The sequence below is a fragment of the Luteibacter mycovicinus genome, assembly GCF_000745235.1.
Classification (GTDB): domain Bacteria; phylum Pseudomonadota; class Gammaproteobacteria; order Xanthomonadales; family Rhodanobacteraceae; genus Luteibacter; species Luteibacter mycovicinus.
Window position 1 is genome coordinate 3,215,476 of sequence record NZ_JQNL01000001.1, and the last position, 15,155, is coordinate 3,230,630.

Consider the following 15,155-nt stretch of genomic DNA (forward strand, 5'->3'; position numbering starts at 1 on the left):
GCCCCTCATGTCCCTCACCCTTTACACGTATTGGCGCTCCAGCGCCGCCTATCGTGTTCGTATCGCCCTCAACCTCAAACGCCTCGACTACGAAGCGCGCCCCGTGCACCTGGTCAACGAGGGCGGCGAGCACCTGAAGGCCGACTACCGCGAGCTCTCACCGCAGGCCCAGCTACCCACGCTGGTCGACGGCGACCGCGTCATTCGCCAGTCGATGGCGATCCTGGAATACCTCGACGAGACCCGGCCGGATCCGGCCCTGATGCCCGCGGATGCGCAGGGCAGGGCGAAAGTCCGCGAGCTGATGCAGGCGGTGGGCACGGATATCCACCCGCTGGGTAATCTGCGTGTCCTGCAAGCGATCGAGACGGAATTCGGGGCCGATCAGGCGGCGAAAGAGGGGTGGTCGCGGCGCTGGATCCAGCACGGTTTCGACGGCATTGAGGCCCTGCTCGCCGAGGGTGCGGCAGGAACGTTCAGCTATGGCGATACGCCGACGCTGGCCGATTGCTGTCTCGTCCCGCAGTTCTACAACGCGGTGCGCTGGGGGGTGGATCTGGCGCCGTATCCGACGATCCGGCGAGTGGTGGAGGCATGCCAGGCGCTCGAGGCGTTCCAGCGGGCGGCCCCGGAAGTTCAGCCAGACGCTCCAGCCTGACCCCAAACCGTGTAGGAGCGCGCCTGTAGTGGCCGGGTATTTGAGGACCACGCATAGGAGCGTTAAGCCGCCATCCTCTCAAACTCGGCTGGCGGGCGGTAGTCGAGCGCGGAGTGCAGGCGCTCGTGGTTGTAATAGCGAACCAGGTAGTCGATCGCGTCTTGTGATGCCAGAGCTCGGGTCGGGAAGGTTTCCTCGCCGAACCACTCCTGTTTAAGGCTTCGGAAGACGCGTTCGACGACGGCGTTGTCCCAGCAGTTCCCCTTTCGGCTCATGCTTTGAACGATGCCGTGCCGGGCCAGATGTTGGGTGTAGCGATCGGAGGTGTACGAGGCGCCCTGGTCGGTGTGGATGACTAACCCGGGAGCCGGCTGGCGCAAGCCGATGGCCAGTTCGTTGGCCTTGATGGCCAGTCGTGAATCGGGCGTGTGGCTTGTGGCCCAGCCGACGATTCGCCGGGAGTACAGATCGACCACGATGGCCAGATAGAGGAAGCCCTGGCCCGTTCGGATGAAGGTGATGTCGCCGGCCCAGGTCTGGTTGGGACGCGCCGGATCGAACTGTCGGTTGACGATATTTTCGGCCGGTGCAGGTTTCGTGTTGCGTCTGGCGTAATGAAACCGCTTCTTCCTCAGTCGAATGTCCAGCCGGCGCATCAGTGTCGCCGCCCGTTCGCGACCCACACGAAAGCCGTGCCGGCACAGGCTGCGCGCAAGGCGGCGTGCGCCATAGCTGCGGCGACTATCCCGATGAATGGCCAGAGCGGTCTGGGCAAGCCCTTCGTCGATGGCGGGAGCCGCCTTGACGGGGGCGTAGTGCCGGCTCCGGGGCCAGCCAAGAATCGCGTAGACCTGTCGTATCGACAAATCCCCTCTCACCTTTTGGACGATCTCGGCTTTCGCAAGATGGCGGCCAGGTGAGAGGGCAACTGTTTTTTTAGGACGTCACGCTCCTGTGCCAACACCGCACGAGCGTCTTCAGAGGCTTTCAGCTGTCCCTGAAGCTGCGCGATGAGGCGCCGCTGCTCCACCGGATCGTCCGGTATCGCCGCTTGCCGTTCACGCCATTCCTCCACCCATCGCCTCAGGGCCGTCGGCCCCAGACCCATCATCTGAGCGGCTTGAGGCGGGGTATATCCCACCTCGACCACCAGTCGTATTGCCTCGGCTTTGACCGCTGCCGGAATTTTTCTATGAGCCATGATTCACCTCGCAGGAGATTTTGCTCCTACTTGGTGGTCCTGAAAAACCCGGCCATTACAGCCCCGCGCGCGAAAAACCAACGAAGCGAAGAAGCGGTGACTCTGCGACCCCTGTCTCGCGGCTGTCGCGCGCGGGGCGCGCTCCTACATTAGTGGGTGGTGTCAGACCCCGATTCCGTAGGGATCGCTCGAAGCAAACTCATTGCCCGTCGCACCTTCCGACAGACGAATCTTCAGCGCCAGGCCATCGCGCGAATCCGCCTTGTTCAGGCACTCCTCGAGCGTGATCTTGCCGTCCTTGTACAGGCGGTAGAGCGACTGGTCGAAGGTCTGCATGCCTTCCTGCAGGCTGCGGTCCATGGCGTCCTTCACCTCGTGGATCTGGCCGCGGCGGATCATGTCGCGGATCAGCGGGGTGTTGAGCAGCACCTCGGTCGCCGGCATGCGGCGGCCGTCCTTGCCGATCACCAGGCGCTGGCTGATCACCGCGCGCAGGTTGAGGGCGAGGTTCATCAGCACGTTCTTGTGCGCCGATTCGCCGAAGAAGTTGAGGATGCGCTCCAGGGTCTGGTCGGCGTTGTTCGAGTGCAGGGTGGCCAGGCACAGGTGACCGGTCTCGGAGAACGAGATGGCCGCCTCCATCGTCTCGGTGTCGCGGATCTCACCGATCATGATGACGTCCGGGGCCTCGCGCATCGCGTTCTTCAGCGCCTCGTGATAGCTGTGGGTATCCAGTCCCACCTCACGCTGGTTGACGATGGAGCGCTTGTGCCGGTGCAGGTACTCGATCGGGTCCTCGATGGTGAGGATATGGCCCGAACTGTTGCTGTTGCGGTGGTCGAGCATGGCCGCCAGGGTGGTGGACTTGCCCGAGCCGGTGGCGCCTACGACCAGGATCAGGCCGCGTGGCTCCATGATCAGATCGCGGAAAATCGTCGGCAGCTGCAGTTCTTCCAGCGAGGGGATCTCGCTCTTGATGGCACGGATGACCATGCCGATCTCGCCGCGCTGCTTGAACACGTTGATACGGAAGCGGCCGGCTTCCTTCACGGCCAGGGCCATGTTCAGCTCGAGATCGCGCTCGAACTGCGGCACCTGACCCTCGTCCATGAGCGAATAGGCGATCTTCTTGACCATGCCGCTCGGCAGGCCGGTATTTCCCAACGGGTACAGCTTGCCTTCCACCTTGATGTTCACAGGGGCGCCGGTCGTCAGGAACATATCCGACGCGCCCTTGTCCACCATCAGCTTAAGGAAATAACCGATATCCACCTAAACCCCCGGACGTTCATTACAATCGAGTCGAGGTCATAGCCTGACCGTTATATATATCGACAATATCTCGCAAACCTGTACGAGGAACGAGTGATGGTGCACAACTTGCCGTCGAAAGCCCTTTCCAAGGGCCGCCGGCTCATTGCTCAGGCCGCCCTGGGCCTTGGTATCGCTACGCTCGCCGGCTGTGCCAGCGCCCCCCCACCCGACGGCTCGATGAACCAGGCACTGGCCCAGCTGCAGGCTGCCAGAGACGCCGGAGCGGCCGATTATGCGCCGGTCGATCTCGATTATGCGCAGGGAAAATTCCGTCAGGCGCAGGCCGCGATGGCCAGCCGCAAGTACGACGAGGCGGCGGTGCTCGCCGACGAGTCGCGTGCCGACAGCGAACTGGCCCGGGCCAAGGCCCGTCTGGGTGCCGCCCGCGCCCAGAACACGGCCAAGAGTCAGGAAAACTCCCGCATGCGCGTCGAGATGATCGACAACCATGCCAACGACACGGTGCCCATCCCGACCAACGTGCAGGAAACCGAATCGGTCCTGCCCGAGCCGACGGACAGCACGCAGCCGCCGGTCGGTGGTCAGACCCAGCCCCTGAATGACAATTCGGGCAACCAGATCCAGCCGTCCACCAACCAGGGAGGCCAGTGATGAAGCGTTCGACCCTCCTTACCTCCGCGCTGGCCCTTGCGCTTGCCACGGGCAGTGCCATGGCCGCCACGGACGACCTGGACATCCGCCGTCTCAACTCGAGCCTGGACCAGCTGTCGTCAGACCCGGTGCTGGGCAATTACGCCCAGGCTGAACAGGCTCGCGCCCGCGAAGCGATCAGCCAGATGGCCCAGTTCCGTCCCAAGGACAAGGAGCACGGCCATTTGCTGTATGTCGCCGAGCGCCGGGTGGACATCGCCAAGGCGATGGCCCAGTACCAGGATGCTCAGGCCAAGAGCGCCCAGCTGGACCGCGAGCACGACGCCATCCTGCTGGAGGCCAGTCGGCTCGACGCCGAGATGGCCCGTCGCCAGCTCGAGCAGCAGCGTGCCCAGAACCAGATGATCCAGGAAGAGGCCGCCCGCCTGCAGCAGCAGGGCGTCGACTATGCCCAGGCGCTGGAGCAGGCCAAGGCTGAAGGCGACAAGGCCAAACAGGTCGCCGCGGCACAGGCCAAGGTGGCTAACGCCGCCAAGAAGCAGGCCGCGCTGGCCGAGGCCGCCGCGCGCGCCATGCGCGATATGAACTCGTCCGACGGTGGGGCGCCAGCCTCCACGCCTGCACCGAAAAAGAGCAAGAAAACCGACGGCAACTGAGAAATATCGCTCTTGCAGGCGTATGGCTAGCGGAGTAGCTTCGGTCTCCCGGCACCCGAAAAATTCAGGGTGCCGGTCCTGCCGGAGCATGCGAAGAACTAGCCCGCATGGCTCCCCTCACGACCTGCCCGCGCATCGGGCCGATCCCACCGCGAGGAGTTTGCAATGTTCGAAAACCAGCAGCGCGACGACGTCGACAAGTTCATCCACGCCAGTGCGGAAACCCGTCGTCTCTTCTATCGCCACCAGGAACTCGATACCAAGTTGCATGACGCCAATATCGGCTGTCTGCCTATCGACGACGCAAGCCTTGTGGGCCTCAAGAGGGAAAAGCTGCAGGCGAAGGAAAAGCTCCAACGAATGTGGGATAGGTGGCAACAGTCGCCACACTGACCACCCACAATCAGTTCATTAATTGACCGACGGGCGCCGAAAGGTGCCCGTTTTGCATGTGTAGGAGCGCGCCCTGCGCGCGACCCTCCCCTACGCCCTTTCGCCTCCGCCGATCAGCCGGGCATCCGTTCACGGGCACACCCTTTATGATGTGCGCCCATAGGGCGAGGTCGCAGGGGCCGCGCCGTTCCAGACGATTGGAGTTTCAATGAGTGTTCATGACAGCGTCCTCGACCTGATCGGTCATACCCCGATGGTGCGCGCCCAGCGCCTGGACGCGGGCCCGTGCGAGCTCTTTCTCAAGCTTGAGAGCGCCAACCCGGGCGGATCCGTCAAGGACCGTATCGGCATGTCGATGATCGAAGGCGCCGAGCGCGCCGGCAAGATCAAGCCGGGCGACACCCTCGTGGAAGGTACCGCCGGCAATACTGGTCTCGGCCTGGCTCTGGTCGCCCAACAGAAGGGCTACCGGCTCGTGCTGGTCGTGCCGGACAAGATGAGCCGGGAAAAGATCTTCAACCTCAAGGCGATGGGTGCGGAAGTGGTGCTGACCCGTTCGGATGTCGCCAAGGGACATCCGGAGTACTACCAGGACATGGCGGAGCGCATCGCGCGCGAAACCCCGGGCGCGTACTTCATCAACCAGTTCGGCAACCCGGACAACCCGCTCGCGCACGTGCAGACGACGGGGCCGGAAATCCTCGCGCAGATGGACGGCAAGGTCGACGCCATCGTGGTCGGCTGTGGCTCGTCCGGCACCATGAGCGGCCTGACCGCCTATCTGAAAGAGCACTCGCCGAACACGCGGATCATCCTCGCGGATCCGGTGGGCTCCATCCTTGCCGAGTACATCAACGAGGGGACCCTCTCGGAGAAGTCCGGCAGCTGGATGGTCGAAGGCATCGGTGAAGATTTCCTGCCATCGATCAGCGACTTCTCGCTCGTCGAGAAGGCATTCGCCATCACCGACAAGGAAAGCTTCCTGGCCGCGCGCGAACTGCTGGCGAAGGAGGGGGTCCTCGGCGGCTCCTCCACCGGCACGCTGCTCGCCGCCGCGCTGAAATACTGCCGCGAACAGACCACGCCCAAGCGCGTGGTCACGCTGGTCTGCGATACCGGCAACAAATACCTGTCGAAGATGTACAACGACTACTGGATGCTGGACAACGGCTTCCTGGAACGCGAGCGCTACAACGACCTGCGCGATCTGATCCTGCGTCCGTATGCCCAGCGCGATACGGTCGTGATCAAGCCGGACGACATGCTCGTGACCGCCTATAACCGCATGAAGCTCTACGACGTCTCGCAGCTTCCCGTGATGGAAGGCGACCGTATTGTCGGCATCCTCGACGAATCGGACGTGCTGCTTCACGTGCATGCCGACGAGGCGAAGTTCCGCGACCCCGTGTCCACCGCGATGATCGCTTCGCCGGAAATGCTCCAGGTCCGGGAGCCGATCGAGGCACTCTTGCCCGTGTTCGAGAAGGGGCACGTGGCCATCGTCGTCGACGGCGACCAGTTCCTCGGTCTGATCACCCGGATCGACCTGCTCAACTACCTGCGCCGCAAAGTTAACTGATAAGGATTCTGAACCATGTGTGGAATCGTCGCCGCTGTCGCCCAGCGTGATATCGCACCCATTCTGATCGCTGGCCTCAAAGCCCTCGAGTATCGCGGCTACGATTCCGCGGGCATGGCCATCGCGGACGCCGGCGAGATTCGCCGGGTGCGTGCGAAGGGCAAGGTTCGCGAGATGGAAGCGCTGTACGACGCCGATCCCGTCCCCGGTGGCACTGGCATCGCACACACGCGCTGGGCCACGCACGGCGTGCCCAGCGAAAAGAACGCGCATCCGCACGTACAGGGCCGGATCGCTATCGTGCACAACGGCATCATCGAGAACTACGCGTCGCTGCGTGAAGGTCTGAAGGCGAAGGGTCGTACCTTCCATTCCGAGACCGATACGGAAGTGATGGGCGCGGTCATCGATGAGCACGTGCAGGCCGGCAAGCCGCTGCGCGAAGCGGTTACCGCCGCCGTGCGCGAACTCGAAGGCGCCTACGCCATCGCGGTGATGAGCCTGGACGAGCCCGAGCGCATCGTCGGTGCCCGCCGCGGCTGCCCGCTGCTGGTCGGCATCGGCATCGGTGAGCACTTCCTCGGATCGGACGCGCAGGCGCTGATCAAGGTCACCAACCGGATGATGTACCTCGAGGAAGACGACGTCGTCGAGATCACCCGTGAAACCGTCGAGGTGTTCGATCTCGACGGCAAGCGCGTCGACCGCACCGCGCACGAGAGCGAGATCAGTGCCGACTCAGTCGAGCGCGGCGAATACCGCCACTACATGCAGAAGGAGATCTTCGAGCAGCCGCGTGCCGTGGCCGACACGCTCGAAGGGCGCATCGGTCCGCACGGGGTGTTGCCCAATATCTTCGGCATCGACGCCGACCCGATCCTCGACAAGACGCACGCCATCCATATCGTGGCCTGCGGTACGAGCTACCACGCCGGTATGGTCGCCAAGTACTGGATCGAGGAATTCGCCCGTATCCCGGTCGTCGTCGAAGTGGCCAGCGAATACCGCTACCGCGATGTCGTCGTGCCCGAGAACACGCTGTTCGTCGCCGTCTCCCAGTCGGGCGAAACCGCCGATACCCTGGCGGCCATGCGTGAATCGCGTCGTCGCGGTTATCTCGCTACGTTCGCCATCTGCAACGTGCCCGAGTCGTCCGTCGTGCGTGAGTCCGATCTGCGTCTGATGACGCGAGCGGGCCCGGAGATCGGCGTAGCCTCCACCAAGGCTTTTACCACCCAGCTCACCGCGTTCGCGCTGCTGGCGCTGGATCTCGGTCGTCGTCGTGGACTCGACAACGCAAAGTACCTCGAGCACTGCAAGGAATTGCAGTCGCTGCCGCGCTATATTGAGAATGCGCTGAAAAGTGAGCCGGAGATCGTCACGATCGCCGACCACTTCGTGGCCAAGCAGCATGCGCTGTTCCTGGGGCGTGGTGCGCAGTTCCCGGTGGCACTCGAAGGCTCGCTCAAGCTGAAGGAAATCTCGTACATCCACGCCGAGGCTTATCCGGCGGGCGAACTGAAGCACGGCCCGTTGGCGCTGGTCGACGAAAATATGCCGATCGTGGCCGTGGCCCCGAATGGTCCGCTGTTGGACAAGCTGAAGTCCAACCTGCAGGAAGTTCGCGCACGTGGTGGTGAGCTGATCGTCTTCGCCGACGAGCGCGCGGAGCTGGACGAGGATTCGCAGGACAACATCGCGACGGTGCGTGTCGACGGCGGTGGCGATCTGATCGCGCCGGCCGTGTTTACCATTCCGATGCAGCTGCTTGCGTACCACGTGGCTGTCATGCGCGGGACGGATGTGGATCAGCCGCGTAACCTGGCCAAGTCGGTGACCGTGGAATGAGTGATGCGCCGTCGATTCACGCGACGGCCGACGTCCAAGCGCTGAAGCTCGGCGCCCGGACCCGCGTCTCGTATGCAGCGGTCGCGGGTGAGGCCAGATGCTTTCTCGCAAACACATGTACGGCGAGGGGCCTCGATTGAGAGTGAGGCAACCATCCTGCCTGGTATTGAGATCGGCGAACGGGCCACGGTGGGTGCTGGCGCCGTGGTGACGCACGATGTTCCGGCTAGGGGGATCGTGATGCGGTCACTGGCACGAATCACTGGCTACGCGGCTTGAGGGAGGGGCAGTCCCCGCCGTTATCTCAAGGTTTCGCGGTCGACGAGCGTGACGTCACCTTTCTCGAGTACTCGGATAGAATGCAGTGTGACCGGGGATCTGGTTGCATCCGCGGCCACACCTGATCGGTTTCGCGAATGATCAGTCGGTCAATCGATATACGGCAGCGGGAAGATCGCCGAAGTCGACAGTGATCGCATTGGTGCTCTGACCTACGGTCTCCCATAGGCCGGATCCAAAGTTAAGTCTCTCGATTTTGGTCCGCCACTTGTTGAGGCCGGTCGGCACTGATGACACTGTGCCGTTAGGCCTAGTCACGAATATGACGATGTCGCTCCCGCCACTCTGACTGGCGAACTCGCTTGCCATGATGTTTTCGGAAGGCAGCCAGCCGACCATCGATCCGCTGGTTACTCCAAGCCAAGGTGCAACGAAGTCGACGTAGTCGTATCCCCTGAGAGCGTCTTGCACTTGATGGGTGAATCCGAAAACGCTTTCCTGTTCGATGGCGATATCTCTCGGTTCGTTGTTCGCGTCCAACATGCCGAAGTTCTGGCCTTGATCATGGCTCAGGAAGTTCGCTGTTCCTCGTCCACCGAACGCATAAAAGAAAGCGGCATACCAACGGAGATCGCGAAAAGATGCGTGCTCCGGGCTGTCGGGTGAACCGTTCGGAACGCTCAACTGGTAGTTCTGTAGGTATGCAATGGGAACAATGCCCCGCGCATTTGCCTGCTGAGCGATTACGCTCATGTTGGCAGTCATGAGCTGCTCCCGTGCAACTGAGCAAGTTCGTAGCTTCGCGTTGAAGGGGTACAAGTCGAAGGCAACGTAGTCTGGCTTTATCGCGTCGAGTGCTGACGTGACGTAATGTGTGTAGCGATCTGTCATCGCCACGAGCTTAGTCCGGTCCGAAATGGAGTTCGTCGCGCAGCTCACGCCATAAGCTTCCGGTTCAATGGCTCCCGCTACGCCATTATCCGGGCCAGAACCATTTAGTGCAGCATCGTTTGCGTTAGCCGGGAGAAGATTTACGAATACCTTCAAGTCGGCTAACGCCGGTACCTTACGCACGCAGGCGGCAAGAGCACCTAAGTTTGCATGATCAGGGCGTGACGGCTCATCCTTTAACTGCAATCCAACGAATGATGTAGGGTGGCTCACCTTCAAGGGGATTAGGAATTTTTCAATTCTCTCGGAGGTGTACGTCGCACAATCGAACGTGCCGTCGGCTCCAACCGCTGCTTCGAAGGACCATCGCTCATAGGTCAGGAACTTCGCAGATTTCGCGTCGATTGCGTCGGCTATTACTTCGGCTTCCTCTGGAAGCGCGGAAGGGATCATGAAGTATTCGACGCCTGCTCGCTGCAGGTTCTGAATGACCTTTAGCGCCTGATCTGGGCGCGTCAAATAACACGTCGCGGCGTTTGGAGTGCCGACGGGGCACCCCTTGGATGAATCGAGCATCGCGAATGAGCCGCTAGGAAGTGGCGCCGTAGCGATGGCTTGTCCTGCCAAGAGGTAAGCGATTACGGGCGCAGCGAGCGAGCGAATTTTCCTGTACGCCATATCTTTTCCTTGATTGGTATAGACGAACATCCCGGGTAGCCGCGCAAATGTACCTATGCTTACGACAGCCTTCAATGCTTACCGAGCCCGAAGATCGAAGGGGGTGAGTTGCGGCGGTGCCGGCCATCGGCTGCGGCCTTGGTCGCTGACAACCATCGATGCGATGATGGCGTCCAGCATGACCGTGTTCGGTCGCCGAGTTTTAGTAAAATCAATCATTTAACCTGTTTGGACTCCATGAAGACAGCACTGATCACCGGTATCTCCGGACAAGATGGCGCCTATCTGGCTGAGCTGCTGCTCGCCAAGGGCTACCGCGTCTACGGCACCTACCGGCGCACCAGTTCGGTCAATTTCTGGCGTATTGAAGAACTGGGTATCCAGAATCACCCGAACCTCCATCTGGTCGAGTTCGACCTGACCGATGGGGGCTCCGCGATCCGTCTGCTTCAGCAGACCGGTGCCACGGAGGTCTACAACCTGGCAGCTCAGAGCTACGTGGGTGTTTCGTTCGATCAACCCGCCACCACGGCGGCGATCACGGGCATCGGTGCGTTGCACATGCTGGAAGCCATTCGCATCATCAACCCGAAGATCCGCTTCTATCAGGCGTCGACGTCGGAGATGTTCGGCAAGGTGCAGGCCGTACCGCAACGCGAGGACACGCCGTTTTACCCGCGCAGTCCTTATGGCGTGGCCAAGCTTTACGCGCACTGGATGACGGTCAACTACCGCGAGTCGTACGGTATTTTTGGTTCCAGCGGCATCCTGTTCAATCACGAGTCGCCGTTGCGCGGGCGTGAGTTCGTGACGCGCAAGATCACCGACGCCGTCGCGAAGATCAAACTCGGCAAGTTGGATGTCCTGGAACTGGGTAACCTCGATGCCCAGCGTGATTGGGGCTTCGCGAAAGAATACGTCGAGGGCATGTGGCGGATGCTGCAGGCCGACGAACCGGACACCTTCGTGCTTTCCACCAATCGCACGGTGACGGTACGTGACTTCGTCACCCTGGCGTTCACAGCCGTCGGTATCCAGATCGAATGGAGCGGCAAGGACGAGGGCGAGACGGGCACCTGTCATGCGACGGGAAAGACGCTGGTTCGGGTCAATCCGAAGTTCTACCGTCCGGCGGAGGTCGACATGCTGATCGGTGATGCCGGCAAGGCATTCGATAAGCTTGGCTGGAAGGCCGAGACGACCCTCGAGGACCTGTGTCGCATGATGGTCGAGGCCGACCTGCGTCGGAACGAACGTGACGCCTCGTACTGACCTCCAGCCGCTCCGGGTACTGGTCACCGGTCATGCCGGCTTTACCGGGCGCTACGTAACGGCGGCCCTGACCCAGGCGGGGCATGAAGTCGTGGCCCTGACTGAGACGCCGGACCAGCTTTCATCGTCACCTGTCGATCTGCTGGATCGTGCCGGTGTCGAGAAGACCGTTGCACTCGCTCGCCCGGACGCGGTGATTCACCTGGCGGCGATCGCCTTCGTCGCGCACGGTGATGTCGATGCGATCTATCGCACGAACGTGGTCGGTACGCGTCATCTGCTTGAGGCGTTGGCGTCCTTACCGGAACGCCCTCGCTCGGTTCTGCTGGCCAGTAGTGCGAATGTGTATGGCAACAATCCGGTCGAGTTGCTCGACGAATCCGTAGAGCCTGCGCCGGCCAATGACTATGCGGTCAGCAAGCTCGCTATGGAATACATGGCGAAACTCTGGACGAACCGACTGCCTATCGTCCTGGCGCGACCATTCAATTACACGGGTGTGGGCCAGTCGGAAAATTTCCTCCTTCCCAAAATCGTCGATCACTTCCGGCGCGGTGAGCGACTGATCGAGCTAGGCAATATCGACGTCGCGCGCGATTTCCAGGACGTCCGCTTCGTCGCCGATGCGTACGTTCGCCTGCTCTCTGCTGACGCGGCGGGCGGGACAGTGAACCTGTGTTCCGGCGTATCGGTCTCCCTGCTGGAGGTGATCGACATGATGCAGGAACTGGCAGGGTACGAGATCGAGATCAAGGTCAATCCCGCCTTCGTCCGCGGGAACGAAGTGGCGCGGCTGACGGGTGACAATCGCCTATTGCGCCAGCTTATCGGTCCGTTGGACGTCATCCCCTTGCGCTCGACGTTGGCGTGGATGCTCCACGACGGTCGCGCCCCCGCCTAATTCCCGATTCCTTGAGGCCAGCGGCGTCCTCGGTGAAAATGGGGCTCGATCCTTCCCGGACATGCCCCATGAAGTGCTTCAAAGCCTACGACATTCGCGGTCGGGTTCCCGACGAGCTGAATGAGGACGTCGCCTACCGGGTTGGCCGCGCGTTCGCCCGGACCGTGGGCCCCGGACAGGTTGTGGTCGGTTACGACATCCGGCTGGACAGCCCGACGCTTGCCGCCGCCGTTGTTCGTGGCCTGAACGACGAGGGGCGCGACGCGATCGATATCGGCTTGTGTGGCACGGAAGAGGTCTACTTCCAGACCTTTCATCGCAACGTCGCCGGCGGGATCATGGTGACGGCGAGCCATAATCCGATCGACTACAACGGGATGAAGCTGGTTCGCGAGGGTGCTCGTCCCATCAGCGGAGATACTGGCCTGCGCGATATCGAGCGGATGGTCGAGGAAAATACTTTCGGCGAGGGTGCGACATCTCGCGGTGCCGTGGATCATGACCACGATAAGTCCGCATACATCGCTCATTTGCTCGGCTATATCGACGTGGCGGCTTTGGCGCCGTTGAAGATCGTCGTAAATGCCGGGAATGGCGGAGCGGGAGGCATCATCGACTTGCTCGATGCGCACCTGCCTTTTGAGTTCATCCGGGTGAACCACGAACCGGACGGCACCTTCCCGAACGGTATTCCCAATCCTCTGCTTCCGGAGAATCGTGATGCGACGGCGCACGCGGTGGTGACTCACGGAGCGGATTTCGGTATCGCATGGGACGGCGACTTCGATCGGTGCTTCCTGTTCGATGCCCGCGGCACCTTCATAGAGGGCTATTACGTCGTCGGCCTGCTCGCCGCACAGCTTCTGGAGAAGCATCCCGGAGCAAAGATCATCCACGATCCCCGCTTGACCTGGAACACCATCGACATGGTGACGCAAGCGGGGGGCGTACCGATCGAGAGCAAGACGGGCCATGCCTTCATCAAGGAGCGTATGCGCGCCGAGGATGCAATCTACGGCGGTGAGATGAGTGCCCATCACTATTTTCGCGAGTTCGCCTATTGCGACTCGGGGATGATTCCGTGGTTGCTCGTCGCGGAGCGGGTGTCCCGGAGTGGCGTGAGTCTCGCCCAGATGTTGGCAAAACGCATGGCGGCCTATCCCTGCAGCGGCGAGGTCAACTTTGTTGTCGCGAATGCCGCCGAGACGGTCGCGCGGGTCATGGCGTTTTATGACGACATGCAGCCGGCCATCGATCGCGTGGATGGCATCAGCGCCGACTTTGGCGACTGGCGGTTCAATCTGCGGTCGTCGAATACCGAGCCGTTGCTCCGTCTGAACGTGGAGGCGCGTGGCGACGCTGCACTTATGCGGTCGCGCACCGCGGAAATTTCGTCGTTGATCGGGCAATGAAAAAGGGGCCCCGCGGCCCCTCGTTCTTTACTGCGATTGAGACGGTATCAGGCGCGACCGTAAACGTCGTCGAACCTGACGATATCGTCTTCGCCCAGATAGGCGCCCGACTGTACTTCGATCAACTCAACCGGCACTTTGCCCGGGTTGCGCAGACGGTGGCGGCTGCCCAGCGGCAGATAGGTACTCTGGTTCTCCGCCAGCAGGAATACCTTATCGTCGCAAGTTACTTCCGCAACGCCCTTGACCACGATCCAGTGCTCGGCACGGTGGTGGTGCATCTGCAGGCTGAGCGCGGCACCGGGTTTGACCACAATGCGTTTGACCTGAAAACGGTCGCCCGACTCCAGTGAGTCGTAGCTTCCCCAGGGGCGACGCACCACGCGGTGAAGATCATGCTCGCTGCGGCCGGCAGCCTTCAGTTGCTCGACGATCTTCTTCACGTCCTGGGAAGCATCCCGTCGCGCGACGAGCGTCGCATCCGGCGTCGTCACGACCACGACGTCCTCGAGCCCGATCGTCGCCACCAGGTGGCGATCATGCGACCGAATGAGCGATCCCTTCGTGTCGAGCGCAATGACGTCGCCTTCGAAGTGATTGCCGTCGGCATCTTTCTCGGCGGCCATCCACAATGCGTCCCATGAGCCGATATCGCTCCACCCACAGCCGACGGGCACGACGGCCGCTCGTGCGGTCTTTTCCATGACGGCATAGTCGATGGAATCGCTGGGGGCGGCGGCGAATGCCTCTGTATCCAGGCGAATGAAGTCGAGGTCGGTGTTGGCCCTGGCGAAGGCGGCCTTCGCTGCGTCGAGCATGGCGGGAGCATGCTGTTGCAACTCGTCGAGATAGCGCGACGCCTGAAACAGGAACATGCCCGAGTTCCAGTCGTATTCTCCGCTGGCCAGATAGCCCTCGGCCACTTCGAGCTTTGGCTTCTCGACGAACTCGGCGACGCGGAAGGTATCGCCTTCGAGTCCGTCGCCACGACGGATGTAGCCGAAGCCGGTTTCCGCGCGGTCCGGCCGGATCCCGAAGGTTACCAGCCAGCCCTGTTCGGCAAGAGACCGGGCACGGGCCACCGAATTCGTGAAGGCGTCGGTGTCACCGATCAGATGGTCGGCGGGCAGGACCAGGATAAGAGCGTCCGCATCGCGTTCGATGGCCTGGAGGGCGCCGACCGCGATCGCGGGCGCCGTGTTGCGGGCCACGGGCTCGAGCAGGATGTTTGCATCGACGATGTGCAGTTCCTGCAGCTGCTCCGCGGCGAGGAAACGCTGCTCGTCGCTGGCGACCACAATCGGGGCGGCCGCATCCGGGAGCGCAGCCGCACGCAGGAGTGTCTGTTGAAACAGCGTTTCCTTGCCTGCCAGCGATAAGAACTGCTTGGGCAGGTTACGGCGCGAGATCGGCCACAGGCGCGTGCCGCTACCACCGCTGAGGATAAGAGGAATCAACATA

Annotated in this window: 15 protein-coding genes; 10 read left to right on the forward strand and 5 right to left on the reverse strand. The window is 61.9% G+C overall.

What is annotated here, in order from left to right:
* Positions 1 to 7: 7 nt before the first annotated feature.
* Positions 8 to 658 (forward strand): maleylacetoacetate isomerase, encoded by a 651-nt coding sequence (gene maiA, locus FA85_RS14090; RefSeq protein ID WP_036115790.1) that lies wholly within the window; start codon positions 8 to 10, stop codon positions 656 to 658.
* A 62-nt stretch (positions 659 to 720) separates the two neighbouring features.
* Here the strand turns inward: maiA and FA85_RS14095 are convergent, their stop codons facing one another.
* The 3 genes from FA85_RS14095 to FA85_RS14105 all read right to left on the reverse strand — a co-directional run bounded on the left by FA85_RS14095 (position 721) and on the right by FA85_RS14105 (position 3,131).
* The gene (locus tag FA85_RS14095) at positions 721 to 1,524 is read right to left on the reverse strand and encodes an IS3 family transposase (protein ID WP_239739737.1); all 804 of its coding nucleotides are present in this window, start codon (positions 1,522 to 1,524) and stop codon (positions 721 to 723) included.
* An 8-nt stretch (positions 1,525 to 1,532) separates the two neighbouring features.
* On the reverse strand, positions 1,533 to 1,859 hold the full coding sequence (locus FA85_RS14100) for a transposase (RefSeq protein WP_036109331.1): 327 nt from the start codon (positions 1,857 to 1,859) through the stop codon (positions 1,533 to 1,535).
* Between the two features lie 162 nt (positions 1,860 to 2,021).
* Complete coding sequence (locus tag FA85_RS14105) at positions 2,022 to 3,131, reverse strand: PilT/PilU family type 4a pilus ATPase (RefSeq protein ID WP_036115787.1); 1,110 nt, start codon at positions 3,129 to 3,131, stop codon at positions 2,022 to 2,024.
* Positions 3,132 to 3,227: 96 nt separating this feature from the next.
* On the opposite strand from FA85_RS14105, the gene FA85_RS14110 reads away from it, so the two are divergent.
* The 6 genes from FA85_RS14110 (at position 3,228) to FA85_RS22565 (ending at position 8,540) form a co-directional block, all read left to right on the forward strand.
* Positions 3,228 to 3,785, forward strand: coding sequence for a DUF4398 domain-containing protein (locus FA85_RS14110; RefSeq protein ID WP_036115784.1), 558 nt, complete (start codon positions 3,228 to 3,230; stop codon positions 3,783 to 3,785).
* Positions 3,785 to 4,441, forward strand: a complete 657-nt coding sequence (locus FA85_RS14115) for a DUF4398 domain-containing protein (protein ID WP_036115779.1) — start codon at positions 3,785 to 3,787, stop codon at positions 4,439 to 4,441. The genes FA85_RS14110 and FA85_RS14115 overlap by 1 nt, the downstream gene beginning before the upstream one ends.
* Positions 4,442 to 4,606: 165 nt before the next feature.
* A complete protein-coding gene (locus tag FA85_RS14120) occupies positions 4,607 to 4,834 on the forward strand; it encodes an HP1242/YdcH family protein (protein ID WP_036115778.1) in 228 nt (75 codons plus the stop codon).
* A 208-nt stretch (positions 4,835 to 5,042) separates the two neighbouring features.
* On the forward strand, positions 5,043 to 6,413 hold the full coding sequence (locus FA85_RS14125) for a pyridoxal-phosphate dependent enzyme (RefSeq protein ID WP_036115776.1): 1,371 nt from the start codon (positions 5,043 to 5,045) through the stop codon (positions 6,411 to 6,413).
* 15 nt (positions 6,414 to 6,428) lie between these two features.
* On the forward strand, positions 6,429 to 8,261 hold the full coding sequence (gene glmS, locus FA85_RS14130; protein WP_036115774.1) for a glutamine--fructose-6-phosphate transaminase (isomerizing): 1,833 nt from the start codon (positions 6,429 to 6,431) through the stop codon (positions 8,259 to 8,261).
* A gap of 72 nt (positions 8,262 to 8,333) precedes the next feature.
* Positions 8,334 to 8,540, forward strand: coding sequence for an LbetaH domain-containing protein (locus tag FA85_RS22565; RefSeq protein ID WP_081907578.1), 207 nt, complete (start codon positions 8,334 to 8,336; stop codon positions 8,538 to 8,540).
* A 141-nt stretch (positions 8,541 to 8,681) separates the two neighbouring features.
* Here FA85_RS22565 and FA85_RS14135 read toward each other — a convergent pair whose 3' ends face one another.
* Positions 8,682 to 10,139 (reverse strand): hypothetical protein, encoded by a 1,458-nt coding sequence (locus FA85_RS14135; protein WP_156108795.1) that lies wholly within the window; start codon positions 10,137 to 10,139, stop codon positions 8,682 to 8,684.
* A 207-nt stretch (positions 10,140 to 10,346) separates the two neighbouring features.
* Here FA85_RS14135 and gmd point away from each other — a divergent pair, with 207 nt between their 5' ends.
* The 3 genes from gmd to FA85_RS14150 are packed head-to-tail and all read left to right on the forward strand — an operon-like array spanning position 10,347 to position 13,694.
* Positions 10,347 to 11,381 (forward strand): GDP-mannose 4,6-dehydratase, encoded by a 1,035-nt coding sequence (gene gmd, locus FA85_RS14140; protein ID WP_036115769.1) that lies wholly within the window; start codon positions 10,347 to 10,349, stop codon positions 11,379 to 11,381.
* On the forward strand, positions 11,365 to 12,282 hold the full coding sequence (locus FA85_RS14145; protein ID WP_036115767.1) for an NAD-dependent epimerase/dehydratase family protein: 918 nt from the start codon (positions 11,365 to 11,367) through the stop codon (positions 12,280 to 12,282). The genes gmd and FA85_RS14145 overlap by 17 nt, the downstream gene beginning before the upstream one ends.
* Positions 12,283 to 12,320: 38 nt before the next feature.
* On the forward strand, positions 12,321 to 13,694 hold the full coding sequence (locus tag FA85_RS14150) for a phosphohexomutase domain-containing protein (RefSeq protein WP_051943949.1): 1,374 nt from the start codon (positions 12,321 to 12,323) through the stop codon (positions 13,692 to 13,694).
* Positions 13,695 to 13,741: 47 nt separating this feature from the next.
* On the opposite strand, the gene FA85_RS14155 is transcribed toward FA85_RS14150, so the two are convergent.
* On the reverse strand, positions 13,742 to 15,154 hold the full coding sequence (locus FA85_RS14155) for a mannose-1-phosphate guanylyltransferase/mannose-6-phosphate isomerase (protein WP_036115761.1): 1,413 nt from the start codon (positions 15,152 to 15,154) through the stop codon (positions 13,742 to 13,744).
* Position 15,155 lies beyond the last annotated feature (1 nt).

Excerpts from the sequence above, each read along its gene's own strand:
- maiA (WP_036115790.1), top strand. The coding sequence starts at position 8 with ATGTCCCTCACCCTTTACACGTATTGGCGCTCCAGCGCCGCCTATCGT.
- FA85_RS14100 (WP_036109331.1), bottom strand. The coding sequence starts at position 1,859 with ATGGCTCATAGAAAAATTCCGGCAGCGGTCAAAGCCGAGGCAATACGA.
- FA85_RS14110 (WP_036115784.1), top strand. The coding sequence starts at position 3,228 with ATGGTGCACAACTTGCCGTCGAAAGCCCTTTCCAAGGGCCGCCGGCTC.
- FA85_RS14115 (WP_036115779.1), top strand. The coding sequence starts at position 3,785 with ATGAAGCGTTCGACCCTCCTTACCTCCGCGCTGGCCCTTGCGCTTGCC.
- FA85_RS14120 (WP_036115778.1), top strand. The coding sequence starts at position 4,607 with ATGTTCGAAAACCAGCAGCGCGACGACGTCGACAAGTTCATCCACGCC.
- FA85_RS14125 (WP_036115776.1), top strand. The coding sequence starts at position 5,043 with ATGAGTGTTCATGACAGCGTCCTCGACCTGATCGGTCATACCCCGATG.
- glmS (WP_036115774.1), top strand. The coding sequence starts at position 6,429 with ATGTGTGGAATCGTCGCCGCTGTCGCCCAGCGTGATATCGCACCCATT.
- FA85_RS22565 (WP_081907578.1), top strand. The coding sequence starts at position 8,334 with ATGCAGCGGTCGCGGGTGAGGCCAGATGCTTTCTCGCAAACACATGTA.
- FA85_RS14135 (WP_156108795.1), bottom strand. The coding sequence starts at position 10,139 with ATGTTCGTCTATACCAATCAAGGAAAAGATATGGCGTACAGGAAAATT.
- gmd (WP_036115769.1), top strand. The coding sequence starts at position 10,347 with ATGAAGACAGCACTGATCACCGGTATCTCCGGACAAGATGGCGCCTAT.
- FA85_RS14150 (WP_051943949.1), top strand. The coding sequence starts at position 12,321 with ATGGGGCTCGATCCTTCCCGGACATGCCCCATGAAGTGCTTCAAAGCC.
- FA85_RS14155 (WP_036115761.1), bottom strand. The coding sequence starts at position 15,154 with ATGTTGATTCCTCTTATCCTCAGCGGTGGTAGCGGCACGCGCCTGTGG.